At 44.7% G+C, this 25,926-nt stretch carries 25 protein-coding genes; 3 read left to right on the top strand and 22 right to left on the bottom strand.

The genetic code is table 11. From position 1 onward, the window contains the following. Positions 1–93: 93 nt before the first annotated feature. Positions 94–1,014, bottom strand: a complete 921-nt coding sequence (pfkB, locus tag PG862_RS04795; protein WP_117796344.1) for a 1-phosphofructokinase — start codon at positions 1,012–1,014, stop codon at positions 94–96. A gap of 403 nt (positions 1,015–1,417) precedes the next feature. Between pfkB and PG862_RS04790 the strand changes: the two genes are divergently transcribed. Together PG862_RS04790 and PG862_RS04785 are read left to right on the top strand one after the other, a co-directional pair. Continuing rightward, a complete protein-coding gene (locus PG862_RS04790; RefSeq protein WP_242995773.1) occupies positions 1,418–2,668 on the top strand; it encodes a cell wall hydrolase in 1,251 nt (416 codons plus the stop codon). A gap of 218 nt (positions 2,669–2,886) precedes the next feature. Beyond that, complete coding sequence (locus PG862_RS04785) at positions 2,887–3,456, top strand: hypothetical protein (protein ID WP_117796343.1); 570 nt, start codon at positions 2,887–2,889, stop codon at positions 3,454–3,456. A gap of 150 nt (positions 3,457–3,606) precedes the next feature. Here the strand turns inward: PG862_RS04785 and PG862_RS04780 are convergent, their stop codons facing one another. From PG862_RS04780 to PG862_RS04740, 9 genes are all read right to left on the bottom strand, one after another. Beyond that, positions 3,607–4,071 carry an Hsp20/alpha crystallin family protein gene (locus tag PG862_RS04780; protein ID WP_022359203.1) on the bottom strand — a complete coding sequence of 155 codons (465 nt, stop codon included), beginning with the start codon at positions 4,069–4,071 and terminating at the stop codon, positions 3,607–3,609. Between the two features lie 445 nt (positions 4,072–4,516). After that, positions 4,517–5,368: a tyrosine-type recombinase/integrase gene (locus PG862_RS04775; RefSeq protein ID WP_270706703.1), complete on the bottom strand. Its 852-nt coding sequence runs from the start codon at positions 5,366–5,368 to the stop codon at positions 4,517–4,519. A 254-nt stretch (positions 5,369–5,622) separates the two neighbouring features. After that, a complete protein-coding gene (locus tag PG862_RS04770) occupies positions 5,623–7,362 on the bottom strand; it encodes an ABC transporter ATP-binding protein (protein ID WP_270706702.1) in 1,740 nt (579 codons plus the stop codon). A 1-nt stretch (position 7,363) separates the two neighbouring features. Beyond that, complete coding sequence (locus PG862_RS04765) at positions 7,364–9,118, bottom strand: ABC transporter ATP-binding protein (RefSeq protein WP_270231573.1); 1,755 nt, start codon at positions 9,116–9,118, stop codon at positions 7,364–7,366. A gap of 192 nt (positions 9,119–9,310) precedes the next feature. Next, on the bottom strand, positions 9,311–9,940 hold the full coding sequence (locus PG862_RS04760) for a TetR/AcrR family transcriptional regulator (RefSeq protein ID WP_021739680.1): 630 nt from the start codon (positions 9,938–9,940) through the stop codon (positions 9,311–9,313). A gap of 156 nt (positions 9,941–10,096) precedes the next feature. Further along, positions 10,097–10,696: a hypothetical protein gene (locus PG862_RS04755; RefSeq protein WP_182436610.1), complete on the bottom strand. Its 600-nt coding sequence runs from the start codon at positions 10,694–10,696 to the stop codon at positions 10,097–10,099. 262 nt (positions 10,697–10,958) lie between these two features. Further along, the gene (locus PG862_RS04750; RefSeq protein ID WP_107000358.1) at positions 10,959–11,459 is read right to left on the bottom strand and encodes a DUF1016 N-terminal domain-containing protein; all 501 of its coding nucleotides are present in this window, start codon (positions 11,457–11,459) and stop codon (positions 10,959–10,961) included. 157 nt (positions 11,460–11,616) lie between these two features. Then, a complete protein-coding gene (locus PG862_RS04745) occupies positions 11,617–11,964 on the bottom strand; it encodes a TnpV protein (protein ID WP_117796340.1) in 348 nt (115 codons plus the stop codon). 312 nt (positions 11,965–12,276) lie between these two features. Continuing rightward, positions 12,277–13,248, bottom strand: a complete 972-nt coding sequence (locus tag PG862_RS04740; protein WP_118491800.1) for a DMT family transporter — start codon at positions 13,246–13,248, stop codon at positions 12,277–12,279. Between the two features lie 124 nt (positions 13,249–13,372). Here PG862_RS04740 and PG862_RS04735 point away from each other — a divergent pair, with 124 nt between their 5' ends. Continuing rightward, the gene (locus tag PG862_RS04735; RefSeq protein WP_270706701.1) at positions 13,373–14,290 is read left to right on the top strand and encodes an AraC family transcriptional regulator; all 918 of its coding nucleotides are present in this window, start codon (positions 13,373–13,375) and stop codon (positions 14,288–14,290) included. Between the two features lie 92 nt (positions 14,291–14,382). Here the strand turns inward: PG862_RS04735 and PG862_RS04730 are convergent, their stop codons facing one another. The 12 genes from PG862_RS04730 to purE all read right to left on the bottom strand — a co-directional run bounded on the left by PG862_RS04730 (position 14,383) and on the right by purE (position 25,858). Then, positions 14,383–15,471: a DNA/RNA non-specific endonuclease gene (locus tag PG862_RS04730; protein WP_118472135.1), complete on the bottom strand. Its 1,089-nt coding sequence runs from the start codon at positions 15,469–15,471 to the stop codon at positions 14,383–14,385. 165 nt (positions 15,472–15,636) lie between these two features. Then, positions 15,637–16,074 (bottom strand): ribonuclease Z, encoded by a 438-nt coding sequence (locus PG862_RS04725; RefSeq protein ID WP_118472116.1) that lies wholly within the window; start codon positions 16,072–16,074, stop codon positions 15,637–15,639. A gap of 36 nt (positions 16,075–16,110) precedes the next feature. Next, positions 16,111–17,205: a C40 family peptidase gene (locus tag PG862_RS04720; protein ID WP_182431271.1), complete on the bottom strand. Its 1,095-nt coding sequence runs from the start codon at positions 17,203–17,205 to the stop codon at positions 16,111–16,113. Between the two features lie 461 nt (positions 17,206–17,666). Next, positions 17,667–18,206, bottom strand: coding sequence for a rubrerythrin (rbr, locus tag PG862_RS04715; RefSeq protein ID WP_270706700.1), 540 nt, complete (start codon positions 18,204–18,206; stop codon positions 17,667–17,669). Continuing rightward, complete coding sequence (locus PG862_RS04710; RefSeq protein ID WP_270706698.1) at positions 18,199–18,438, bottom strand: hypothetical protein; 240 nt, start codon at positions 18,436–18,438, stop codon at positions 18,199–18,201. The genes rbr and PG862_RS04710 overlap by 8 nt, the downstream gene beginning before the upstream one ends. A 165-nt stretch (positions 18,439–18,603) precedes the next feature. Beyond that, positions 18,604–19,518, bottom strand: a complete 915-nt coding sequence (locus PG862_RS04705; RefSeq protein ID WP_270706697.1) for a hypothetical protein — start codon at positions 19,516–19,518, stop codon at positions 18,604–18,606. A 13-nt stretch (positions 19,519–19,531) separates the two neighbouring features. Next, positions 19,532–20,191 (bottom strand): hypothetical protein, encoded by a 660-nt coding sequence (locus PG862_RS04700; protein ID WP_118570054.1) that lies wholly within the window; start codon positions 20,189–20,191, stop codon positions 19,532–19,534. A 150-nt stretch (positions 20,192–20,341) separates the two neighbouring features. Beyond that, entirely contained in the window at positions 20,342–22,039 is a 1,698-nt protein-coding gene (locus PG862_RS04695; RefSeq protein ID WP_118467816.1) for an AAA family ATPase, read from the bottom strand. A gap of 364 nt (positions 22,040–22,403) precedes the next feature. Next, positions 22,404–23,678: a phosphoribosylamine--glycine ligase gene (gene purD, locus PG862_RS04690; protein ID WP_270706696.1), complete on the bottom strand. Its 1,275-nt coding sequence runs from the start codon at positions 23,676–23,678 to the stop codon at positions 22,404–22,406. A 10-nt stretch (positions 23,679–23,688) separates the two neighbouring features. Continuing rightward, the gene (purN, locus tag PG862_RS04685) at positions 23,689–24,282 is read right to left on the bottom strand and encodes a phosphoribosylglycinamide formyltransferase (RefSeq protein WP_107000366.1); all 594 of its coding nucleotides are present in this window, start codon (positions 24,280–24,282) and stop codon (positions 23,689–23,691) included. Then, complete coding sequence (gene purM / locus PG862_RS04680; RefSeq protein ID WP_270706695.1) at positions 24,276–25,307, bottom strand: phosphoribosylformylglycinamidine cyclo-ligase; 1,032 nt, start codon at positions 25,305–25,307, stop codon at positions 24,276–24,278. The genes purN and purM overlap by 7 nt, the downstream gene beginning before the upstream one ends. Positions 25,308–25,345: 38 nt before the next feature. After that, on the bottom strand, positions 25,346–25,858 hold the full coding sequence (gene purE / locus PG862_RS04675) for a 5-(carboxyamino)imidazole ribonucleotide mutase (RefSeq protein WP_270706694.1): 513 nt from the start codon (positions 25,856–25,858) through the stop codon (positions 25,346–25,348). Between the last annotated feature and the right edge of the window lie 68 nt (positions 25,859–25,926).

Raw genomic sequence — 25,926 nt, 5'->3', positions numbered from 1 at the left:
ATCTGTTGCCTCCCTATTTATGCCCGAATGTCAGGTATGCATTGCATATCCGGCAGTACATTCTGCCAGCTTCAAAAATGTCTGCATACAACCTCATCCGATTTTTGTGATTTTACAGGTCTCATACACTTTCTTTATCTCATCCTTCGTCGCCAGCTGCTCCGAAAAGGCGCTCGCGCTTCCAGCTGCCAGTCCCATGCGGAAGGCGTGTTCATAATCTCCGCTCTCCCCGTATCCGGCCAGGAAACCGGCTACCATCGAATCTCCGGCTCCGACACCATTTTTCAAGGTTCCCTTCGGTGCTTCCGCCGCATAGACGCTTCCATCCTCCGCCAGAAGAACCGCGCCCTTGCCTGCCATCGAAACCAGCACGTTGACCGCACCTTTTTCCTGCAGCTTCTTCGCATACGGAACAACTTCCTCCCGCTCCGAGAGCTTCATGCCGAAAATGTCTCCCAGTTCATGATTGTTCGGTTTGATTAAAAATGGATGGTGTCCCAGCACATTGAGCAGCAGATCCTTGGTCGCGTCCACAACAATCCGGACGTCCCTGCCATCCAGGCGCTCCATAATCTTCTGATAAATATCATCCGGCATCGACGCTGGAATACTTCCAGCCAGCACCAACGTATCATCCGCCCCCAGCCGGTCAAGCTGGGTCATCAGCGCATCCACCGCTTCCCGCGGAATCCTCGGTCCCCGACCGTTGATCTCAGTCCCGTCGATGGATTTCAGCTTCAGGTTGATGCGGGAGACTCCCTCATCCAGGGAAATAAACTCGGCTTTCACGCCCAGCTGCTCCACTTCCTTCCGAACCTCCTCGCCGACAAACCCGGCAGTAAAGCCAAACGCCGTATTGGCAATTCCAAGGTTTTGAAGGACCATCGAAACATTGATTCCCTTTCCGCCCGGAAGCAAAAGCTCCGAATCTGTCCGGTTGGTCAGTCCGAGCTTAAAATCGCTCACTGACACAATATAATCTAACGATGGATTAAAGGTTACCGTATAAATCATAAGCCTTCATTCCTTTCTTATCTTGATTGATTCTGACTGTATTATAAAATCATTTTCATTCAAAATCAATCAAACTTATTCACAAACATGCTACCTCTTTTTGGGTTATATTGCACAATTTTGATTTTTTATGATTGTTTTTGATTGATTGTTTCGTGTGAATTCCGGCGAAACGATTGCTGTCACTGATGGAATAGTGTTTCCAAAAACATCATTTTTACTCAGTTTCATCTCCTCTTCTAATCGTAAAATCCCCCTTTGTTGACAAGGATTTCCCCATTTGCTATAGTAAATGAAGAATTTTGTAATATCTTTGTAATATTTCCAAGATGTTTTTATATCAGAAAGGATATACAATATGAACGATTCCCCTTTGAAACCTGCTTCTTCCAGGCGCAAAAAAATGGATAAAACAATGATGGCGATCTATTTCCTGATCCTTTTTATTGTGGCCGGGGCGGCTCTGCTGGTATTTCTATGCCTCTCTAAACCTTCTGATAAGAAGAACAAAGCAGGCTCTGATCCTTCCATTGCTTCTTCCAGCACCTTAAAAAACAGTCATCAGACCGGCACCGATACTAAAAGTACGGCGAAAGCCAAAATCAAAGAAGAAAAGCCGGTCGATCCGTATGAAAATCTCGCGGTCGCCAATGTGGATGATGCGCTGAACCTGAGAGAAAAACCAGATACAGATGCCAAGGTACTCGGCACCTGCTTCCGCGGAGGCGGCGGTACCATTTTAAAACGCAAAAATGGCTGGACAAAAATCCGCTCCGGTGGGCTGGAGGGATGGCTCAAGGACGATTATCTTGTATTTGGCGATGATATCAAGCCGCTCGCCAAAGAGCTCGGTCTCTATATCGCTACCGTCAGCACACAGACACTCCATGTACGTGAGGAAGCCAGCACGGATTCTGCCATCGTCGGTCTGGCTGCCGCGGAAGACTACTATCCTGTACTGAGTCAGGAAACTGGATGGGTCAAAATCCAGCTTTCCGTTGACACCTCCGGTTACGTTTCTTCTGATTATGTCACAATCAGCGTCAAGCCAGGACGCGCAATCAGCATTGAGGCTGAGATGGCAGCGCTGGAGGCGGCACGGCAGGCTGCTGAAGAAGCTGAGCAGGCATCCAGAGCCGCCGAGGAAGCCCAGATTGCAGCCGCAAAATCGCAGGCAGAAGCAAACGCGGCTAAAGGTTCCTCCCAGACTTCGGGAAAATCTGGAAATTCTGGAAGCTCTTCGAAAAAGAGCACGGCTGCACCAGCCGCTAAATCGTCCTACGTGGTCTCCGCCTCCGAGAGCGACGTTTATCTGCTCTCCGCCTGCCTCACGATGGAAGCCAACGGAGGATCCTATGAAAGCTATCTGGCAGTCGGAAGTCTGATCGTCAACCGCGTCAAATCTGGCAAATGGGGCAAATCCATCTCCAGCGTCATCTACGCGGACGGACAGTTCCCAGGCGCGACCTCCGGCCTGCTTGACAAATATCTCGATAGAGGACCGTCCTCTACTGCCACCAAGGCGGCAAAGGCAGCGCTCGCCGGGGAGAATCAGATAGGCGACTACCTTTATTTTACCTCGACCAAATCAGCAAACTACGACAGCTACTCCAGCTATCAGGTGGTTGGTGGGAATTGTTTCTATAAAAAATAAAAGGCTAAAAAAGGCGGATTTAAACGCATTACATTAAACCTCATATACATTCCCATCGCCTTGTGATATGATAATCATATCAGCCAAACATACAGGCAGAGGACACCTACTGTCCATACCTTATTGATAGGTACTCTCGGAGTCTTTCCTGCAAATCATCTCACAACATTAAGCACAGAAAGCTTCCGGGAGTCCATTAATTGCAAATGGAGGAAATTATGAGAAAATCAATTTATACCTTGATGGTTTCCACTCTCATCGCAGCCGCCAGCATGACCGCCTGCTCCAGCCAGCCGTCTGAAACAACCACGGCTGAAACAACTGCCGCTGAATCCACACAGGAAAACGATACATCAGCAGAAAGCAGCGATGCCAGCGAAACAACTACTGCCGGAGAAAAAGAAACCGCCCAGACAACGGATGCAGATTATGCAGAAGACGAGACTCTGAGCGAAAAAGAAATCACAGAACTTTACCGTGGTTTTGCCAGATCCCTTCAAAGCATCATCGCCAATAAAAATATGAACGATTTAGCCGAGCTGCTTGTCTATCCGTCCTACATCGGCATCGATGACGGGATTGTCGTAAATAACAGAACTGAATTTATGGCTCTCGACGCAGACAAGGTATTTACCGACGCGCTGATTGAGGCAGTCAAGACAGCCGATGTTTCTTCCACCGAACTGACCAAGGCAGGTTTCATCGTAGGCAATCCATCCGGTAAACCGGCAGTTACCTTTGGTCTGGACAAAGAGGGATCTATCGGTATCACAGGTATTAACTACTAATCAGATATAAAATAGTGAAAAAGAGCGCCGCAACACTCACAAACCGGCTTTCCATTTCTGGTAAAACCGCTCCATGAGTGCCGTAGCGCTCTTTTCTACGTTACAGCCAGACAACTGCATCCATCAATCCGGCTGACTGCTTCTTCTACATTATCCTTCAATCGCAATATATTTTTTCTGCTCGACTTCCGGTTTTGCTTCTTTCTTCGGAACAAAAATCTTCAAAATACCATGCTTAAATTCCGCCTTGATATCTTCCTCTGTTATATCATCACCGACATAGAAGCTTCTCGCACAGGAACCTGCATAACGCTCTCTGCGGATGTAACGACCGGACTTTTTCTCCTTCTCGTCCTCATCCAGTCCCTTCGCAGCCTGAATCGTCAGATTACCATCTTCCAGGGAAATCGAAATCTCTTCTTTCTTAAATCCCGGCAGATCCATCTCCAGCTCATAGCCATCTTCCATTTCCTTGATATCGGTCTTCATCAGGTTCTGTCCATGGCGTCCATACAGCTTTTTCTCTATCTTCTGTCCGGCGTTATCATCATAAAACGGAAAATCATTAAAGAAATCATCAAACAAATTTTCTCCAAAAATACTCGGCATTAACATAAGTCATCTCTCCTTTTCTAACTTCATTTCATTATGTTTATTTACCAACATTTTCGGAACCGGGACGGTCTGGGAACTTTTCTTTTCTTCCTCTTCCTTCGTTCTGGCTATGTTATAGCACTTCTTATTAGCACTGTCAAGAGTCGAGTGCTATTTTTTTTGTGAAGAATTTGTGAACGCTACGAGCCATGCACATTTACGTGAAAGAGACATCTTTCAAGCTTGCTTGATAAAGATGGCTCTTTCATGGAAATGTATAGGGCGACAGCCCTACAGCGAGGGAAGTCTTTCCCGAGCTGTGCATGGCGTATGCCACTACTTCACAGGGATTTTTCACTTACTTTCGCACTCAATTTTCTTGGTTTGACCACATTTTTACGACAAATTCTTGGAAAAATATATTCGTCTGATTTTCTTACCACATTTTACGACAACAACTTATGGTTTATACCACAGCAGGTACGGTTTCTGGCAGGTTCATTTTAGACATCTCATTCTCCACATGAGACTTATCTGAAATATGATTATAGACATTCATTGTGATCTGTGCATCTGAATGGCCCATCACATACTGCATAACTTTGGGATTGACATTGTTCTCACCCAATCTGGTACATCCCGTATGACGAAGGGTATGCGATGAAATAGGAGGCATCAACTCCGGCTCTCGCTTCTCTTCTTCTGCCAATTTGCTTTCTTTTTTATTATAGGCATTAACAATATTTTTCAGAAAGCTGTTCACTCCCGCTGGCATAATCGGACGTCCATGCTTTGTATTAAAGATGAATCCACTGCGTCCACCTATCTCAACATTACTCTGTAAACCAAACATCAGGTTCAGTTCTCTCTGCTTACGGAACGCATCATATACCATCTGTGTCATAGGAATATTTCTGATTCCTGCATCCGTTTTAGTTTCTGAATCATGGAAACAATATCCGTCATCACCTTCATAATACACAAGCTGTCCACCTACATGGATCTCCCGGTTCTTCATGTCCACATCTGACCAGGTTAAGCCGATTGTTTCACTCACTCTCAGGCAAGCCCCAAACATAACCTGCATCATTGGAAGATGAGGCTTATACACATTACTCTGTTCAACAAACTTCAAAAGTTTTTCCTGCTGTTCCAGTGTCAATGCTTCTTTCTCCTTTGCCGGAGCCCCATAATCTCCAAGTGTTCCTGTTACTGGATTCTTGCGGATAATCCCATCTTCCACTGCCAGTTCAAAACTGGGATTCAATAAGCCATAAAGACCTTTGATCGTACTGTGTGCCAGTCCTTCATCTGACAATGCAGAAAAGAACGTCCTTACGTGAGATGTCTTAAAATCCACAACACGTAGCAAAACTTAAATTCACTGCATTTTTCCTCTTTGGCAAAAGGAAAAGCACTGTAAAACTCATAATCCAACGGTTTTCAGTGCTTTTTTCATATTACATTATTGAATATCCCTCATTCTGCCTATATAAGTGAAACTTAGCGAAACTTAAATTAAATCTCTTTCAGACAATTCAATTTGGATATTCACCGACTGTGGATTATTTCTCAGTGCACCAGTTTCCAACTTACCGCCTGATGCCTTGCATCCACAAATCTCTTATAAATACCTTCCTGTTTCATTAATTGCTCATGTGTTCCCTGCTGTGCAATTCTTCCTTTTTCAACAACCACAATCTGGTCTGCATGTCTGACTGTTTTTAATCTGTGGGCAATCATAATAATCGTTTTTTCCTTTGTAAGTGCATCTACTGCATCCATCAGCTCCTTTTCATTCTCCGGATCAACATTTGCCGTTGCTTCATCCAATATGACGATTGGCGCATCCTTCATAATCGCTCTGGCTATCGAAATACGCTGCTTCTCACCACCGGAAAGTGTGGCTCCTCCTTCTCCGATCACTGTGTCATATCCATTCGGAAGTTTGCTGATGAAATCATGACAACATGCTTTCTTCGCCGCTTCCACCACTTCCTCATGACTTGCATCCTGGCGTCCGAATTTAATATTATTCTCAATGGTGTCTGCAAACAAATACACCGACTGAAACACAAATGAGAAATTACTCATCAGACTGTTCATGCTGTAGTCTTTTACATTCACACCTCCAAGTGTCACTTCCCCGGAATCCACATCCCAGAACCTGGCAATCAGATTGCAAAGTGTTGATTTTCCTCCACCAGATGGTCCAACGATTGCTGTCGTCGTTTTCTGCGGAATAGAGAGCGATATATCATCAATGATCTTCCGTTTGTCATAAGAAAACGAAACATTAGAAAGTCTGATATCGTAATTTTCCGGCTGTATTTCTTTACCGTCGATATCCATGGTATCCAGCTCCAATATTGCATTTGCTTTATCTACACATACGCTTACCACATGTAAAAGAGATGAATAATTTCCTGCACATTCCAGACTGGCATAAAGCATAAATGCTGAAATTGTCATACCGATCGCATAGACCGCACTCATAGTTCCATTAATATAAAAATATGCACTGCAAGCCACGATCACAGCACCTGTAATTTTGGTTATCACACTTTGCAGAAAATGATAGGGCACAAACAGCATTTCCATCTTTGTATTGATCTTTTCACATGCTTCATTTGCATCATTTAATCTTTTCGCCTGTTTCCCAAGCAAGTTATATGATTTAACTTCTGATATTCCCTGCAGATACTCCATGATCTGGTTTACAAGCTCCATATCGCATACCACTTTTTGCTCTGAATCTTTTTTACCCGCATTCTGCATCACAGAATTGACCCCAAAGAAAATAAGTACTCCTGCTGCAGCTATCAGTCCAATTCTCCAGTCAAAAATAAACAGCATAAGAATGATCATTGATGTTTCCAGAATTCCCTGCATTGTCAGCATAACCACTCTCGCAGCCACATCGCCAAGTATTTCCATTGTATTGGTTGTAATGGAAGAAATTTCCCCGATACTATTGGAATTGAAATACCCCATCGGCAGATATCGCAGATGTTCTGCAATCTTGATTCTCATAAAAGCACTTGCATTATATCCTCCCTCTGTCTGAAGCACTGTAGAGTATCTCTTGCAGATTACGTCGACTACAATTGCAAGAACCATAATCGCAACGGAGCCTCCAATATATTTTCCTGTCGGTTTCCCACTCAGCAGACCAATCAGTATGTACATAATAGCCGGAATCTTCATTGCTGAGGCAAGAGCCTCTATGAGTCCGATCACTATCGACAGTTTAAATTTATTGCCATTTTCCCTGCCTGAAAAACGAAAGAATTTTGCCAGAATCCCAAACATATCATTCTCCCTCCTTCACCGTATCTTTTACAGAAATATGGGCATTCCACATTTCCTTATAAAGCGGGCATGACACCAGAAGTTCCTCATGTGTGCCATGTGCTGTTACATTTCCATCATTTACAACAAAGATCTGGTCACTGTCCTTAACAGTAGAAAGTCTGTGTGCTATTACGATCAGGGGCTTCCCTGCTACCAGTTTTGCGATAGAATTCTGCAGAATTGCCTCATTTTCCGGATCTGTGTAGGCAGTTGCCTCATCAAGGATCACGATCGGAGCATCCTTTAACATTGCTCTTGCAATGGAGATACGCTGCCTCTCACCACCTGACAGATGTCCTCCTGCACCTCCTACAACCGTATCAAATCCATTCTCCAACTGCATGATAAATTCATAGCATCCACTTTTCTTTGTCACCTCGATGATCTGTTCATCTGTAGCATCCGGATTTCCCTGTCTGATATTTTCACGGACTGTTTCATTAAACAGATAATTGTCCTGTGCAACATATGCAATTTTCCGATTAAAATCTGCAAATGCCAGTTCTTTGACATCAACTCCACCGATTTTGATGCTTCCGGAATCCACATCCCACAGGGACGCAATCAGCTTTGCGATGGTCGACTTGCCGCTTCCGGAAGGTCCTACGATTGCATTTACCGTTCCTGCTTTCAGCTCCATAGTTACTCCGTGCAGGATTTCTTTGTCGTGATAACCAAATCTGACATCTTCAAGAGTAACGGAGTTATCTTTTGGAACACTTTTACTTTTCTCTGGACGTTCAAGCTCCGGCTGTTCCAGAATTCCTGCCACTTCACCAACAATCACTCCGATCTTGCCAAGATCATCTGTATAGGAACCCACTGTGATCAACGGTCCAACGATTCCAAGTGATAAAATAATGCAGATGACAAAATCTGAAATCGCAAGTGTTCCATTGGCTACATAATGTGCCCCAAACGGCAACACCGTAAGAAGCGTATAAGGTGTGACCACCATCATCAGTCCATGAAAGATCGAGCACCGTTTCATCCAGGAAATAAAGGAATCTGCATAAGCCATAGCCGCCTTTGTAAATTTTGCATAAGAACTTTCTGTCTTTCCAAATGCCTTGATCACTTCGATTCCGTCAATATATTCCACTGCCGCATCATTCAGATCTTTTGTTGTCTGAACCGTTCTCTCGAAGCTTGGTTTATAATCCAGCATCATTCCAAAATAGGAAAGAAATCCCACTATAACCGGCACCAATGACCAGAGTGCCAGTCTCCAGTCTGTCAGGAAGAAATAAATCAAAATCACAATCGGTGCCAGCAGATTGGACGTGAATTCCGGGACAATATGCGCCAGTGTTGTCTCGATACTGTCGATTCTTTCCACCATAATATTTTTAAATGTACCGGAAGGTGTGCCTTTCACATAGCCAAGAGGTACCCGCGCCAGCTTGTCACAGCAGGATTTTCTTATATTTGCAAGTACTGCAAACGTTGCTTTATGTGACAATGCTGTCGAAAGTGAATGAAGCAGTTCTGCAATGATAAACGATAATGCAATCAAAACCGCTTTTGCAAGATATATTTCAAACTCCTTTTCACCATTTAAAAACAGCTTTACTACATCTGCAATAATAAAATACGGCAAAATCTTAAAAATCACATTTCCTATTGCAAGTAACACACTCCACACATAGGCAATTCTTTTTTGTCCGGCCCACGTCAGGATCCAGCTGACTGCCGACTTCTTTTTTTCTTTCACATCTTTTCACTCCTTACGTTCGTTTTATTGTTTCGTTTTATTATTTTACCTTCTGTTAGTTAGCACTAACCAACATATAATAAAATAGGTGGTCTACTGGCATCAACCACCTGATATTATTATCCTGTCTGAACTTTATTCAGAAATCCAGAACCTGCAACACACATAACCTATTCAGAATTCCTGCATCAGTTATACTGGAAATTCAATATTCCACAATCGTTCCCAGCCACCTGTATTAAATTCTTTCAGTTGATGTACATTTTTCTTTGCAGTCTCCCTGTCTATATCATGCTCAATGATCTGAAATACTGATGAAAAAAATCCCGTATAGATCATATGCATAAGGCTTTCCTCTACAATCGGTATTTTTACACCGTTCTCTTTCATCTTTTCCATATAATTCAGGCTGGACTTCATTTCCCGCTCTACCATATTGTGTATGAATAATTCAAATTTTCCACTGTCTCCGCATTTCAACAATAATCTGAAATTATCATAATGATCATAGATATAATCAACCATCTGCTCCATCCCATCACTGGATGTATCCGACATATTCCTTGTCTGATCACTGGCAGAAAGCTTTTCAAACTCCTCAACGATCTGGTCATAAATCTGATAAATATGTTCCATATAAGGATCCGTCAGTGCATCAAAAAGTGCCTCTTTCGTCGGATAATATTTGTAAAATGCGCCAGTAGTAAGTCCTGCATCTTTTACAATATTTCTTAAAGATGCTCCTGTCAAACCATCTTTCAGAAAATGTTTTCTGGCTGTATCTAATATGTTTTTCTGTGTATCTTCTGCTTTCGTCGACATTCTTTTCGTATCCTCTAAACTTCTTTTCAAAATATAACAGTGCTATATAACACTGTTATATTTTAACTCATTACAGGAATTTGTCAAGTCTTGGTGTTTCAATTTTTTATTTTCCTCGTGTATTCAGTTTCCACTCCGCAGATGCTTTCTGCAGTTTTACAAGTCTGTTCTATTCAGACAGATTTTCTGTTCCTCAGATCGTCGTTGCTCTGCTGAAGCGATTGATTCAGCTTCTGCGTTTCGGACAATTCGGTTGTCAGACACTGAATTCCTACGGTTGATTTCCGAACTTCTTCTCGCAATCTCTGCCTGTCGGACAAGATCGTCTGTTTCTCTTCTTCCAGCATCTGTATCTGCTTTTTCTGTGTCCGCATGAACTCTTTCGCTCTCTCGAAACTCTGCATTAGAAGATCTTTTTCTACTTTGAGCTTGATCGGTGATTCCTCCGGCAGCTGCGATAGCTGTGTCAAGTTCTCTGTAATAATTTGTAAATTCTTCGGCTGCTCTGCTTTCTCTGATTTCAATATCTCTGGATTTTTTCCTATTTCTATCAAATTCATTCTCTAGTCCCTCCTTGCTGATATCCAGATGAAATGTTTTTGACAGATTGCTGTCTCTCACCTTCTTCCCATCCTGGTTCTGAAAAGTAATGTGCTTCCGTTTCTCTGTCCAATTTACATTCCATCCAAACTGTTTCATTTTTTCCTTAAACTTTTCTTTGCTGATACAATTTTCCAGTGCTTTTAACACTGCCATTGCACAATCCGCTACTAAGCTGTCTTTCACCTGCTGATGGAACAGGTTATATTTATCTTTGCTCCATGCAATGACTTCCCCTTTTTCAATCTGGCTTCTTATTCTTGAAATGGTGATTACTCATTACCGTAAAATTCTTAGTTCTCTCTACACGAAAAATCTGTGCCATTCTATCTCACTTCCTTTCCAGACAGAAAAAGACGCAAGCCACATTTCTATGACTCACGCCTTTCTCTGCACTTCATTATTAAATTGAAAATTTCTATTCTTCTTTCCTTTCTTCTGGTTTCTTCGATATTGCAGTTCGTTCATAAAGCATGGATTTTTTTCTTTCACGCAGTGTTCGCACTGACCAGTTTTCCTGCATACACATTGCAGCATAAAAATCTCTTTTTAACTCATCTTGTATTGGCAGAATCTCTACAAAATGCGACCAGGTCAATTGTTGCGACAATGTCGCAACTTTTTCGAAGTCAGGAAATTCCTGATAAAACTTAATCATTCTTGAAATTGATGTTTTATCAAATCCCGAACCATACTCCTGTTCCAGCCGTTTACTGACTTCTGCAACAACCTTTTTTCCATACTCAGGCTTATTATTTCCAGTTAACTCCACACTAAGTCTTTTTCCAATTCCCCAATTAAGAGAAATAATGGCATCATTCACAACTTTTTTTACATTAGTTTTCTTTTCCCTGATTAACGCATTTATTTCATCATAAATATTATCAATATTATCTGCTATTAATATCTCTTTTTTCATTATCGATCCCCTTCTATAACTTGAAATGCCAAATTGGCATTTCAAAACTGTCCCAACTGCTTACTGTTATATTACCCTATTTTTCTCATTCTGCCTACTGCTTTTTCATGGTCACATATAATAATGAGGTCGCATTCCACGACCTCATCACCTTCATTTAAACATAAATCAATTCCTTGAGAATAATTTCTTCCGCAATCGCTCTGTGCTGATTAACAGCTCTTACCCAGGTCATCTGATCTGCTTCTTTATCCGGCAGTGGTTCTTTTTCTTCTAACTGCTTCAGAATTACCTTTTCCCATTCTCTGGCTGCCTTGTCCACTTCCAGAAGATGCTCTCCAATGGTGTCCTGCAGAAGCATCACCTGATAAGTTGAATTTCGATGGTTTTTCAGATAATCTCTGCGAAGAAAACCATACTTGCCAAGTTGCTCCATCTGTTCACCGGATTTATAGGTGAGATTCGGGATTAGATATCCATTTACATTTGTATACGTTAATTTCATTTTATTAGCACTCTCCATTTCTCATCTTTTTTTGACCACAAATTTACGACATTTACGACAAATCTGACACTGCTTTACAATACCAGACAAAATGGCTGATGCCCCGGAAAGCCTGTAAAACAGGCACTTCTAGGATACACAAGACAGAACAAAAATCGACTTCCATTATCAATAGGTGAGTGCTAATTATTTGTGAATATTTTGTGAAATTATCAATCCTTTTTCTCTCTATTGATACTGCCACACTAAAGAGGATAGGAGAATTCTTGCAAAGTGTTGTTAAAAAAGTAAATCTCTAATATTATTCTTATACTATTTCATAATCAAAACCGTCGCCAGAATACAGACGAATCCAATCAACTCTGCCGGTGTAAAAACGGAATTCAGCCAGACCGCTGACAGGCACGCCGCCGTCAGCGGTTCCAGGCAGGCAAGCACCGAAGCGCGCACCGGTCCCGTCAAAGAAACTCCCTTTAAAAAAAGAGTATACGCAACCGCACTTCCCAGTATCACAAGCACACCCAGATAAAATGCGGCATGACCGTCCAGCTCCGCCGGAACTTCCCAGATGCGGACGGCTCCCGATAGAAACACGCCGCCGATAAACATTCCCATTCCGGTTGCAGGAATACTTCCCCACTGCTTCACCGGATTTTTTGAAAGCAGGAAATACGCAGCTGCGCCGACACCTCCCATGATTCCCCAGAAAAGTCCCTTCGCCGTCAGTTCCATGCCGTCCAGTCTTCCTCCCGTCGCGATCAGCCAGACTCCAAAGAATGCCAGACAGATACAGAAAAACGTCCGTTTCGTGGGCAATGTACGTTCTGCCGCGCATACAAAGACCGCCACGAAGATAATCGATAAATTCTGCAGCACCGTCGCCGTTCCCGAATTGGTCCATTTGATTGCATTTAAGTACGCATACTGGGACAGCACCAATCCCAGAAACGAAAACAGCACCATCTGAGCCATCGCTTTCTTATCCTGAACCAGTGCCCGCACCGGCAATTTTCCCTTCGCAGCGGCAGCAAGCAGAAGAATCGTCCCCGCCCCCAGCATTCTAAGCGCCGTCACCCACGCCGCATCGATCGGGTAGGATGAAAACAGTGCCTCCCCGCATGTTCCCGAAAATCCCCAGCTAGTCGCGCCGATCATGCAGCAGAGAGCGCCGAGGCGGGCAGACGAAGAAGGAACTTCTGTGGAATTTGATGCCTGTTTTTCTGTGGCATGATTCGACTCCTTGATGTTCATTTGATTCTTTCCATCTCTATTCCTTTTTAACATCTTTCATTTCTCCACTATTCTTTTATGAGTTTCGTTCTTTTTCATTGACTTTATCATTATATCGGTATTATCTTTATTTATATATAAAAATATCGGCTTGTTTTTTCATTATATTGAGGTTATTATGATTACAAACTATCTTTCCATAAATTCTGACCGGGAGGAAAACCTGATTCGTATTTTCCCGGATTTTCCGGTTTCGGTGTACCGAACCGACTTTTCCGATCCGTCTTATCAGCTTGTGAGCTGGCACTGGCATGAAGATTTCCAGTTCTGCCTGGTCAAGCGCGGCGAGGTCTGTTTTCAGACGCCTGGTTCCAGATTCCCGATTTCGTCCGGCTGCGGTATTTTTTTAAACCGGCGGCTCGTCCACAGCGCTTTGCCATTGACGACGGATTCCTCCTACTACTGCATCAATTTTTCCCCGGCGCTTCTGACTGCTGCCAGCGGGGCTGCTTTGTCGGATGCGATGGTTCTGCCCCTTTTGAATGAGGAAACCTTGTCTTTTTTCCAGTTTGACGCCCTCACCCCCGACGGCTCTCTGCTGGCGGACTCCATCTGCCGTATTTTACAGCTTTCAGAGAATCACACACCTGAAAGCTCGTTTCAGGTATATGGTATCCTGTTTTCCCTCTGGATCATCGCCTGGCGCTTTCTCCGTCAAGACGAATCCACGTTCAATAAACGCGGTGATACTTCTGCCGCCAACAGCCGCCTGAAAGAGATTTTTCACTACTTGCAGGCGCATTACTCGCAGAAAATCACCCTGCGCGAGATCTCTGACGCAGTCTGCCTCTGTCCGGAAGAATGTGAACGTTTTTTCAAACGGATGACTGGCATCACGATTTTCCAGTATCTCCTTGAATACCGGATCAAAAAAAGCCAGGAGCTTTTGAACAACTCCCGCCTATCTATCGCGGAAATTGCCCAAAGCTCCGGCTTTACAACACAAAGCTACTATTCTTCCTGTTTCAAACGCCTGACCGGATGTACACCGGGGGCGTATCGTAAGCGGAAAATTTCTCTTATAACTTTTCTTTAAGGAATTGCTTCTTCTTGAAACTTCCTTAACCGTGTTCTCATCCGATTCTTTCCATACACAGCACAAACGAGACACTTTGCATCCCTGTTTTATCAGGGATTGCAGTTCTTACATGGTTCATATCCCTCTGCAATCACTTCATTGCGCGTACCGGTAAATTCCTGCCGGTTTGCCGCCTTCATCTGGGTGACAGATGTGCAGCTTGGAAGATGAAATTTTTTCGAGTTGGTATTGAGAATGTAGGTCTGAACCGTCGCGCTGCTTCCAGAGGATCCAGCGCCGCCTCCCGACGAACCAGCTGCTCCCGATCCAGCCGATTGATTCTGGCTGCTGCCATTTCCAGCCGTTCCCTGTCCGGCTGTGCTTCCCGCACTTCCAGAACCGTCCGCCCAGCTTTCTCCTGTCGCATAATCGATCGCAATACCCGGCTGGACATTATAGACGTACACGCAGAACAGCACTCCCTCGCCCTGATCCTCGACGGATTCCGCCTCCATCAGGACGCCGGAGACAACCAGATTATTGCCCTCAAAAACCGGTGTCACGCGGTACATGACATGGTTTCCGGTTTCTTTCACGTAATCGGCTGTCAGATTTTCAAATGGCAGCATTCCCTGTACGTTCAGATAGCGGGTTCCGGTAATCAGGTTTTCGACATTGGCATTCTCCGCCGTAAGCTGGTAGCCGATCAGATGACAGCGGTTATAGAGATACTTTCCATCCACATTGTCATACTTCGCCGTATGCCAGCCCGTCGGCTTGACTTCCCCGATCGAGCCGCGCTTCTCCGTCGGCATCGTGTCCTGCGAGACCGAAGCATATGCCACGCCGCAGCGCCCCAGGCTGTCCAGATCACTGTAACTCTCAAATGATACATCCGTCAGGTCCGCATCGGTAAAATACGGCACATTTCCATTGACCGCCACATACGGCTGACCGGAATATGCCGGTACATCCGCCAGATTAAATGACGTTCCCGAAGCAGAAGATACACGGTTTCCACCATTTTCTGACGATGACACCGCCTGCGAATCTCCGTCCGCACTTTCCGCCTGATTTTCCTCCGCGCTGACACTTCCGTTTCCATTCAGACTTTCCTCTGGAATCTCCTGCGCGCACGCTGAAACAGACAGCATCGCCGCTGCAGCCAGCCCCAGAAGCCACATTTTCAATTTTCTCATATGAATTTCTGCCTTTCCGTTTAAGCCTATCCCTTTCAGAGCCATGTAGATTTGCGCGTTCTGGCGCCTGATTTTCAGGTGCAGAACCGGCTCTTTTTTATATTTGACTTGTTTTTTATGTTTTTCTTACTCTTTTATATTGTACTTACTTTTTATGTATATTTTTTACCTGCGCACATACCGCTCTTCTGTGATTTTCTCATGCGAGGAACCCGCATATTCCTGCGTTTCTGCCAGCTTCCAGCTGCCCAGATCCATCTTAAAATACATATCTGCCGGATAATCCCGGTTCCAATGACAAAGAATCACTTCTTCGATCCGGCTCTCATACGGAACAACATCCTTGTTCTCGACAAAACAGTACTCTCCCGGCCCCGCCTTTTCCAAAAACGCTTCATCTGCCTGAATCTGCCCGGATTGTTCCTGTTCTTTTGACATATTTCCATTCACCTGTAAAAACTGTTTCTGGCTGTATGCATTCATCCACAGTTTTTTCCCACCTGTCAGCTCTAGAATACGCTTTCTAAGCACGCGGTCCTGGCTCTGCCGTCTGTGATTGAACATCATGCCGTTCTGATTATCCACACATACAATTATCTTCATCTCTCTTTTTCTCCCTTTTTCTGTCTGCTGTACGCTTCATGTTTCCCAAGGAATCAAAGCAAGCGTCAGCTCCTCCATCCAAGTCCGCAGATTGGGACGTCTGACTGCCAGCGTATTGACAATCACCGATCGTACACGCACTGGCATCGTTTCTCCTTCTTTTACCAGCCTGCTCACATCGTTTATGACATAAAAATTGTCATTCTCATATCCCAGATACATCATCACATGTCCCGGAAAATATAGAAGTGTGCCCGGTTCTAATGCTCTTAAAATCTGCTCTTTTTCTGAGCAGCACCGCCCCGCCAGCTCTATTTTTCTAACTGGCATCTGCAGCTGACCGGTCGTATTGCGAGGCAGGATCCATCCAAAACAGCGGTACACTTCCCGGATATAGGAAGAACAATCCCGGCTTTCCAGCATCCCGCCCCAGCCGTAACGATCTCCCAGACACTTGAATGCCTGTTTAAGAATCCCACCGGTTGTCAGATTCAAATACCCCACTGATACATCCCGGCTCATCGGAATCAGTCCTTTTTGCCGGAAGAAACTGCCATCCGGGGCGCGGCATGGAAGCCAGACGATGTAATTATTCCAAGACAGTCTGTTCTGTACCCTCTGTTCTGCCTGTGCTTCTGTTGTCTCTATTAGCGCTCCTGTCCCTTTTATTCTGTTTGTTTCTATTGTTTCTTTTATCTCTGGAATTCCTTCTTCCACGCACAATTCCAACACCGTACCCATCCGAAGCCGGTATGCACTGGTTCCCGGATAGACCGCACTTGCTTCCAGCCAGACCATGTCCCCTGTCACTACTAACGGATGGATCGGAAATGCCGCCATCAGCCATTCCGCCCGGTTCCGACAGACTGCCACCGACTCTGCCGATATCCAGCCCTCGCTGCATTCATTCCGGACATACAGATAACTCTCCTCCTGCACCGAACCCAAAATCAAAAGCGGTTCCCCGACCATACAGAGACAAAGTGCTGCCTCATCCCACTCCGGATCGGATGGATCCTCCTCATCGGCTAAAAAAGTCTCCATCGGAAACTGTTTGATCAACCCCTGTGAAATCGCGATTCCATATTTGATATGAACATTTTTATCCACGGAATTTTGAGCATCACGCACAGTCCAATTTATCCCCTGTATCCCAAATGATAAGAAATTTCCACACCATTTATCATAAACAACTCTCTCTTCTTTGGCAAAGGCTTCATTTTTCAAATCATGCATTTCCGTTCCAGATGTCCGTAAAATCCGTGCATTCAAATTTTCAATTTCTTCCGGCGTCATTTTTACTGTTCCTGGCGCATTTCCTGTGTCAATCCAATGTTCTACCCGGCATTGTTCCTTCGAAACATCTGGTGCGAATGATAAAAAAGACGATCTCATATGAACTGTTCCAAAACAGCCTGCTTAATTTTCGTATCTTTTATATGATGCATCTTCCTTTTTTATACACAATAAGGAATCGGCAGCGCCTGCTGCCACCATCTGTCCCCCTCCCAAGTATAGAACATTTGTTCTGATTTGATTATATACAATTTTCTCCCAAATAGCAAGCCCCTATTGAAAGCAAATCCCCAGATTTAGTAATTCTTTGCATGAATCTCGAAGTAAGCCTGCGGATGTGCACATACCGGACAGACTTCCGGTGCTTTCTCGCCTACTACGATATGACCGCAGTTGCGGCATTCCCATACCTTCACTTCGCTCTTCTTAAATACTTCCTGCGTTTCCACATTGTGAAGCAGGGCACGGTAGCGCTCTTCATGGTGCTTTTCGATCTCCGCTACCATACGAAATTTCGCTGCCAGTTCCGAAAATCCTTCTTCCTCAGCAGTCTTGGCAAATCCATCGTACATATCTGTCCACTCATAATTCTCGCCGTCTGCAGCAGATGCCAAATTCTCTGCGGTATTTCCCAGACCGTTTAATTCCTTAAACCACATCTTTGCGTGTTCTTTCTCATTGTCTGCGGTCTTTAAAAAAAGGGCGGAAATCTGCTCAAATCCCTCTTTTTTTGCCTTGGATGCAAAATAGGTATATTTATTTCTTGCCTGTGATTCACCAGAAAAAGCCTCCCTCAGGTTCTTTTCCGTCTGGGTTCCTGCATATTTGTTAGCCATTGCATTGTCCTCCTTTTAATTGCATAAAAACAGCTTGTCTTTTCTTTCTATTATAGTACGATTGAATGTTTTTAATGTATTTTTTAAAAGCATTTTTTTCCAAAATCCAGACAATCATTATGGCTCTTTTCCTGTGCTGGAGCCTAAACGCTTCTGCTGTATTTGGCAGGCTTGTCACAAGAATCATACTTGCCACAAGCATCGCCGCTATTTTCTTTCTTCGTTTTATCATTGTCTGCCCCCGTTCTTTTTCCGGTGTTATCCTAATTATTATATGTTGTGTAAATCGTGTTTTTGGTGAAATTCATGCGTACCTTCCTTGGTCTCGTGAAAATCCGGTGTTTTTCTATCAGCACAAAAAAAGCAGCAGGATTCCTCCCGCTGCTTTAAAATCTATTTATTTTTTTGTGTGCTTATAAGAGTTTTCTACTTCCCATACCGAACAAACACCGAAATCATTATGGCTTACAATGTTGGAGCCGATGCCACCCTGTTCTCTATCCATTCCAGTAACATGATTATAAATCAGTTTTCCGTATGGGAAACTACTCATGCGCCAACTATGGCCGATGCCGATTTCCCAATCGTTATATTTACTTAGATCCACATGATTTGGATCCGGCACATTTACGCTGCTTGCGGTATACAGGCATTCTTCGCAGTGCGTTACTTCACGGCCATCAATTTCGAGCACACCCCGCTTATTTACATAATATCCATCCGGTGTCACGGTATCTGCAAGAAGATAGCCTTCATCATTCAGCGCAACCGCTTCTACGTCCGTATTGTCGTAGCCTAAATAATACCATCCGCCATGTGTATGGCTCCAACGTGGAGCGCCAACAGCATCTATCATGTAAATGTTGGTGACGCCATTGTTCCACTCCGGTTTTGAAGTGTCGATTTTTCCGAAATATTGTGTATCTGTTCTTCCACGATACAGGTAATCCAGAATTTCCTTCGATGATGGTCTATTGGTATTTGTTGTAGCTGCCGCAGCGCCTATGGTCTGTACGACACCATTTATGGTCCACTGACCATCGGCATTTACATCATATCCATCCGGGGTTTTCCCATTTGTCACGATGTATCCGTTCGGAGTGAAATAGTAGCACTCTGAAATTCCATCCTTGTTTCCATCAATCCACTGCCAGCCATCGTGATACCAGGTTGTTCCGGTGGCATTCGTTCCGTACCACCATCCTGTTTCATTCTTCTGCCATCCGATCGGGTTATCTGCAAACACCGGAACAACCATGATGAGTGATAATGTAAGCGCAGATAACGCGATTAACTTCTTTCGTAACTTCATCGATTTCTCCTTTTTACTGCTTCTTTACATTCTCATAGCCATTCTCAGTCTCTACGACCATTACACCAGGCGCCGAGAAATAAATATATGAATTGCTACTGATGGCGGTTTTATTCGAACTTATGCACTCAAACACGGTGTAGCCCATCTCATTCACACCTGCATAATGGTACGTATCCGTGACTCCGCCAAATCCCGGAAGCCACTCGGTATCTGTCAGCGTCTTGGTTGCCGGATCATACACGATCTTCATTGAAAACGAGTAAGTGCCAATATTGTATGCATAGGTTCCGCTATAGACATCAGTTGCCGGAGCCTGTGAATTTGCAACCGTGCCGTTTGACGTATTTGTCGTTACGGGTTCTGTGCTTACATTCTTCGTCTTTACGGCTCCTCCTTCCGTCCATGCCCCATCACCGTTTACTACGTATCCATCCGGGGTTGTGGCATTTGAAAGCATATAGCCGCTGCCATCAAAGTAATAGCATTCTGCAATGCCATCTTTATTGCCATCGATCCACTGCCACTGTGACTTTGGGTAAGTGCCATTATCCTCCTGCCACCACCAGCCTTTTGAATTCTGCTGCCACTGACCGGCGAGTGCAGTCGTTGCTGTGCCCATCATCATGGCTACAATCATTGCAGATGCGATTAGCTTCTTTCTTATCTTCATATTCATCTCTCCTTTTTTTGAGTATTTTGTTTTTCTTATAATCTTATTATCTCACAAGCGGATAATGGTTTAAAGGGCAATTTGTTTTTCAGATACGTATTTTTGAGAAAATTACAAAGTGATCGCACGATCATCACAAGCCTCAATATCTCACAGTTTTTCACTGATTGCACAGCACCGTTTCTTACAGAAGGTAATACCATACAGCCGGATGTCCTTCCGATCATCATTCAGAAGATATTCCTGATAACGGCGATCCCTGATCTGATCAATAGCCTTTTGACAAGTCATCTTCATATCGTCAAAGTTTTTTGTATATTTTAGTTCTGCGACGATTCCCGCATCTGGATCGTCCGTTTCTACGATGATATCCGCAAATCCTTCTCCGGCTTCAACGTTTGACTTTACAAGCCAGTCTGCGTTTCCAGTAAGGATCCCGACGAGAAGGTTATGATAAGAGCTTTCTTTTTCTTCTTTCCTTGCCTTTGTATCAAATACGCTGATGGAATTACTGAGTACGCGGTTTAAATACTGCTCGACACCTTCGGTATCTCCTTCTTCAAAAGCCTTCCAGAATGCTGTTAGACGCTCCGTGTTACTGAAGATCGACTTTTTAAACCACTCGTTAATCTGAAGACGAAAGACTTCTCGTACTTCCCGGTTTGGAATAATCAGCCGATAAGCTCCGTCTTCATTTCTTCCACTCTGCGTCAAATACCCGGTCGTAAAAAGAACGCTCCAGAGATTTTCGATGCTCTGATCGACCTCTTCATACGTGAGATCCAGGCGAAGCTCCTTTTCGATGGCTTCACCGTTGATCAGGCGCTCAATTTCATTCTTCGTCGTTTTATTTGCTTTATCGATAAAACGCTTTACGAGGTCATTTCCGCTTGTGTTGATCCAGTACGCTTCCGGCTTTGCCTCTTTGTCATCCTTCGCGCGGTCCACAAAATTTATTACATCCCATGGACAGTATACATCTGCATTTCCGAATCTGTATCCATCGTACCACTCCTTCACTTCTTCGAAGCGATCCTCCAGATGATAATCTAAAAGCAGTTTCCGCACTTCCGTATCTGTAAAACCGAACTGTTCGTCAAAACGCGTATCCGTGATCGACAGGATCTTGAAATTGTTGAGGCCCGTAAAGATACTTTCTTTCGAAACACGAAGGCAGCCGGTCAGCACTGCGAATGAAAGCGAATCGTTTGTTTTTAATGCTTCACCTAACAGTCCGCGAATAAAGTGAACCATTTCTTTGTAATATCCATGCTGAAATGCTTTATCCAGCGGGACATCGTACTCATCGATGAGAATGACTGTTTTTTTACCATAATGCTTATATAAAAGAGCCGACAGCATCTTTATAGAAGAAGATACAATGTCGGAATCTTCTTCCTGGACTGTCATATCTAAAAGTCGGCAATAATTCTTTTTATCTATATCCAGAAGTCGCTCGCTGTTTTTCAGATCATAAAATCTTTCAGCTTCCCGTTTGATCAGTTGAATACATTTACGTTTTGCTTCTGAAAAACTCAATCCCTCCACGTCCTTTAAAGAAAGAAAGATAACCGGATATTGCCCCTGATGCTGCTCGCACAGTTCCTTATTCTCAGAAACATACAGCCCATCAAACAGTGATGTATCCGTTCCAATCTCAAAAAAGCTCTTCAGCATACTCATGTTGAGGGTCTTTCCGAATCGGCGTGGGCGTGTGAAAAGATTCACTTCACCCCAATTTAAAAATAACTGTTCGATTAATTTTGTTTTGTCGATATAGTAAAAACCATTTCGACGTATCTTTTCGAATCCATCAATTCCAACCGGAAGTTTTAATTTTTTTTCCATAAAATCCTCCCGCTTTTACTTTTTTAGAACTTCTGTTTTCTTTTATTGTCTCACATTTTTTATAAAAAAGAAAGAGAAAGAAAAGAACATATGCAAAAACGCCGGATAAGAATCGTCGTCTTACCCGGCATTTTTCGTTATTTCTCTTCTTTGAATCTCTCGAAGCCCTTCTTGTCTTCCGATGTCACACCTCTCTTATAGAAGTATTGGCAGGTCTTACAGTTTTCCGCTCCGCGCCTCTTATATGGGCACTTTACTGTTTTCTCGTAAATGCAGCGGTTCCGTACCTTTCTCGTGATAAGGAAGGCAATGAGTCCCGCAAATACGAATCACATTTCTGTATTGACAATCGCTTCCGCTTCCCCTACGCCTCATCAATCGCATGCCCGATATCATGGCGCATATATTTGTTAGCGAAATCGATCCACTCGGTCGCCTTGTATGCGTTGGCGCGCGCCTCTTTCAGGTCTTTGCCCTTTGCAGTAACGCCCAGCACTCGACCGCCGTTTGTCACGATATCGCCGTCTGCATCGAACTTCGTGCCTGCATGGAATACATAGTAACCGTCCGTGTCTTTGAATTTCTCCAGACCGTGAATCTTGAAACCTTTTTCATATTTCACCGGATAACCATCCGACGCCAGAACAACACAGACTGCCGCATTGTCCTCAAATTCCAGCTGGATCTGATCCAGGGTTCCGTCGATACATGCCTCAAAGACTTCCACGATATCGTTCTTCATGCGCGGCAGGACAACCTGTGTCTCCGGATCGCCGAAACGAGCATTGTATTCCAGCACCTTCGGACCATCTTCGGTCAGCATCAGACCGAAAAAAATGATTCCCTTGAAGATACGTCCTTCCTTCTTCATCGCGTCAACCGACGGCTGATAGATGTACTTTTTGCAGAATTCATCTACTTCTTTTGTGTAGAACGGGCTTGGTGAGAAGGTTCCCATACCGCCTGTATTTAAGCCCCGATCGCCGTCCAGCGCCCGCTTGTGGTCCTGGGAGGAGGTCATAATGCGGATCGTATCGCCATCGACGAAGGAAAGGACAGAAACCTCGCGTCCTGTCATGAACTCCTCGATGACCATCTGATTGCCGGCAGAACCAAACTTCTTGTCCTCCATGATCTCCTTGACGCCTGCCTCTGCTTCCTCTAAAGTATTGCAGATCAGAACACCTTTTCCAAGTGCCAGACCATCTGCTTTCAAAACGATCGGCATCTTAGCGGTCTGTAAGTATTCCAGCGCCTTGTGCGGATCGGTAAAAGTCTCATAGGCTGCGGTCGGAATGTTGTATTTCTTCATCAGATCCTTGGAAAATGCCTTCGATCCTTCCAGAATCGCCGCATTTTTTCTCGGTCCAAATACACGCAGTCCCTGTGCCTCGAACACATCCACGATACCGCCGACCAGCGGATCGTCCATGCCAATCACGGTCAGATCAACCTCATGCTCTTTCGCAAATGCCGCCAGCTTATCAAATTCCATTGCACTGATCGGCACACACTCTGCATACTCTGCGATTCCTGCATTGCCCGGTGCACAATAAATTTTATCTACCTTCGGACTCTGAGCCACTTTCCATGCGATCGCATGCTCACGTCCGCCGCTGCCAACGATTAAAACTTTCATGTTCTTCTCCTTATATTCTTCCGTTTGCAATCGCATCGATCGCCTGCGGAAGCAGTACCCACTCTGCCTGTTCCATCACGCGCTGCTGCAGCGTCTTCGGCGTATCATCCGGCTGCACCTCTACAGCTTTCTGGAAGAGGATCGGACCGGTATCGGTTCCCTCATCCACATAGTGAACCGTCGCGCCCGTCACCTTGACGCCGCGCGCCAGTGCCGCCTCATGCACCTTCAGTCCATAATAGCCGACGCCACAGAAGGACGGAATCAGGGACGGGTGGATATTGATAATTTTATTTCTGTATGCCTCGATCATCGCCGCCGGAATCTTCACAAGAAATCCAGCCAGAACGATGAGATCCGGCTTACACGCCTTGACGGTCTCTAAAAGCGCCTCATCGAATGCATCTCGCGTCTCATACGCCTTCGGAGTCACAACAAACGCCGGGACACCGTGTTTTTTCGCGCGCTCAATCGCATAAACGCCCTCATTGTTGCTGATAACCGCTGCAACCTCTGCGTTCGTGATCTTGCCGTTATCAACCGCATCCAGGATTGCCTGCAGATTTGTACCGCCGCCAGACACCATTACAACGACTCTTAGCATAATGTTACTCCCTTTTCTCCCGCCTCAATGGAACCGATAATGTACGGTGTATCGCCCGCGGACTTCATTGCCTCCATCGCACGGTCTGCATCAGCCGCATCGACTGCTACGACCATGCCGATACCCATGTTGTAGGTATTGTACATCATATGCTCCTCGATATCGCCTTTCTTCGCCAGCATACCGAAGATCGGCGGAATCTGATAGCTGTCTTTCTTGATGACTGCGCGGACACCGTCTTTCAGCATACGCGGAACATTCTCATAGAAGCCGCCGCCTGTGATATGGCTGCACGCTTTCACAGTCACGCCTGCATTCTTCACTGCTTTCAGCGCCTTTACATAGATACGGGTCGGTGCCAGAAGTGCCTCGCCAAGCGTGGTTCCCAACTCCTCATAGTAGGTCTCCAATCCCTCTTTGTTGAGTTCCTTCTCAAATACCTTGCGGACCAGGGAGAAACCATTGCTGTGAACGCCGGTGGATGCCATACCGATCAGTACATCACCCGGTTTCAGGTTTTCGCCGGTAATCATGTCTTTTTTATCAACCACACCGACAGCAAAACCAGCCAGATCATAATCTTCCTCCGGCATCAGCCCCGGATGCTCGGCTGTCTCGCCGCCGATCAGAGCTGCCTCCGACTGTAAGCAGCCTTCTGCAACGCCTTTTACGATATCCGCGATCTTTTCCGGATAGTTCTTGCCGCAGGCAATATAGTCCAGGAAAAACAGCGGCTCGCCACCTGCACATGCAATGTCGTTGACACACATCGCAACTGCATCGATACCGATCGTGTCATGCTTGTCCATGATGATCGCCAGCTTTACCTTTGTGCCGCAGCCGTCCGTACCAGACAAGAGAACCGGCTCTTCCATCTCTTTAATCTTTGCCAGGGAGAATGCACCGGCAAAGCCGCCCAGACCTCCCAGCACCTCCTCGCGCATCGTTTTCTTTACATGCTCTTTCATCAGTTCTACTGACTTATAACCAGCCTCAATATCTACTCCGGAATTCTTGTAATCCATGGTTTTCCTCCGTATGTCCTTGTTTATATTTTTTGTTTTTATTTCTGTGCCAGATACTCTTTATGTCCCAGTTTCTGTAATTTCTCATCCTTACCGGCTACTTCATTCTTCATCTCCTCGGAGTATGCCTTTAATTTCGCTAACAGCTCCGGATCGGAAGTTGCCAGAATCTTGGCTGCCAGAATACCCGCGTTCTTACCGCCGTTGATCGCTACCGTTGCAACCGGAATACCGGATGGCATCTGTACGATCGAATACAGAGAATCAACTCCGCCTAAATCCGAGGTTTTCATCGGAATACCGATCACCGGCATCGAGAACAGTGCCGCGCACATACCCGGCAGATGCGCTGCCTTACCAGCACCTGCAATGATAACCTTAAAGCCTTTCTCCTCAGCGGATTTTGCATAGTTAAAAAAGATGTCTGGCTCACGGTGTGCAGAAATGATTGTCATTTCATAATCAATCCCCATCTTGTCCAGAAAATCTGCTGCCTGTGCCATGATCGGCATGTCCGAATCGCTTCCCATTACAATTCCTACTTTTGCCATCGTTCATTCTCCTTTTCTCTGCATTGTATTTATTAGTTCTACTTATAAGTAATTTGAATAAAAACAGC

Source organism: Clostridium fessum (assembly GCF_027698965.1).
GTDB classification, from domain to species: Bacteria; Bacillota; Clostridia; order Lachnospirales; family Lachnospiraceae; genus Otoolea; species Otoolea fessa.
Note: the sequence above shows the minus strand (reverse complement) of the source record. Positions and strands in the feature narration are given on the sequence as shown.

What these genes read in the sequence shown, in the direction of transcription:
- pfkB (WP_117796344.1), bottom strand. Translation starts at nt 1,014, where the DNA reads ATGATTTATACGGTAACCTTTAATCCATCGTTAGATTATATTGTGTCA.
- PG862_RS04790 (WP_242995773.1), top strand. Translation starts at nt 1,418, where the DNA reads ATGGATAAAACAATGATGGCGATCTATTTCCTGATCCTTTTTATTGTG.
- PG862_RS04785 (WP_117796343.1), top strand. Translation starts at nt 2,887, where the DNA reads ATGAGAAAATCAATTTATACCTTGATGGTTTCCACTCTCATCGCAGCC.
- PG862_RS04780 (WP_022359203.1), bottom strand. Translation starts at nt 4,071, where the DNA reads ATGTTAATGCCGAGTATTTTTGGAGAAAATTTGTTTGATGATTTCTTT.
- PG862_RS04770 (WP_270706702.1), bottom strand. Translation starts at nt 7,362, where the DNA reads ATGTTTGGGATTCTGGCAAAATTCTTTCGTTTTTCAGGCAGGGAAAAT.
- PG862_RS04760 (WP_021739680.1), bottom strand. Translation starts at nt 9,940, where the DNA reads ATGTCGACGAAAGCAGAAGATACACAGAAAAACATATTAGATACAGCC.
- PG862_RS04755 (WP_182436610.1), bottom strand. Translation starts at nt 10,696, where the DNA reads ATGGCAGTGTTAAAAGCACTGGAAAATTGTATCAGCAAAGAAAAGTTT.
- PG862_RS04750 (WP_107000358.1), bottom strand. Translation starts at nt 11,459, where the DNA reads ATGAAAAAAGAGATATTAATAGCAGATAATATTGATAATATTTATGAT.
- PG862_RS04745 (WP_117796340.1), bottom strand. Translation starts at nt 11,964, where the DNA reads ATGAAATTAACGTATACAAATGTAAATGGATATCTAATCCCGAATCTC.
- PG862_RS04740 (WP_118491800.1), bottom strand. Translation starts at nt 13,248, where the DNA reads ATGTTAAAAAGGAATAGAGATGGAAAGAATCAAATGAACATCAAGGAG.
- PG862_RS04735 (WP_270706701.1), top strand. Translation starts at nt 13,373, where the DNA reads ATGATTACAAACTATCTTTCCATAAATTCTGACCGGGAGGAAAACCTG.
- PG862_RS04730 (WP_118472135.1), bottom strand. Translation starts at nt 15,471, where the DNA reads ATGAGAAAATTGAAAATGTGGCTTCTGGGGCTGGCTGCAGCGGCGATG.
- PG862_RS04725 (WP_118472116.1), bottom strand. Translation starts at nt 16,074, where the DNA reads ATGAAGATAATTGTATGTGTGGATAATCAGAACGGCATGATGTTCAAT.
- rbr (WP_270706700.1), bottom strand. Translation starts at nt 18,206, where the DNA reads ATGGCTAACAAATATGCAGGAACCCAGACGGAAAAGAACCTGAGGGAG.
- PG862_RS04710 (WP_270706698.1), bottom strand. Translation starts at nt 18,438, where the DNA reads ATGATAAAACGAAGAAAGAAAATAGCGGCGATGCTTGTGGCAAGTATG.
- PG862_RS04705 (WP_270706697.1), bottom strand. Translation starts at nt 19,518, where the DNA reads ATGAAGTTACGAAAGAAGTTAATCGCGTTATCTGCGCTTACATTATCA.
- PG862_RS04700 (WP_118570054.1), bottom strand. Translation starts at nt 20,191, where the DNA reads ATGAAGATAAGAAAGAAGCTAATCGCATCTGCAATGATTGTAGCCATG.
- PG862_RS04695 (WP_118467816.1), bottom strand. Translation starts at nt 22,039, where the DNA reads ATGGAAAAAAAATTAAAACTTCCGGTTGGAATTGATGGATTCGAAAAG.
- purD (WP_270706696.1), bottom strand. Translation starts at nt 23,678, where the DNA reads ATGAAAGTTTTAATCGTTGGCAGCGGCGGACGTGAGCATGCGATCGCA.
- purN (WP_107000366.1), bottom strand. Translation starts at nt 24,282, where the DNA reads ATGCTAAGAGTCGTTGTAATGGTGTCTGGCGGCGGTACAAATCTGCAG.
- purM (WP_270706695.1), bottom strand. Translation starts at nt 25,307, where the DNA reads ATGGATTACAAGAATTCCGGAGTAGATATTGAGGCTGGTTATAAGTCA.
- purE (WP_270706694.1), bottom strand. Translation starts at nt 25,858, where the DNA reads ATGGCAAAAGTAGGAATTGTAATGGGAAGCGATTCGGACATGCCGATC.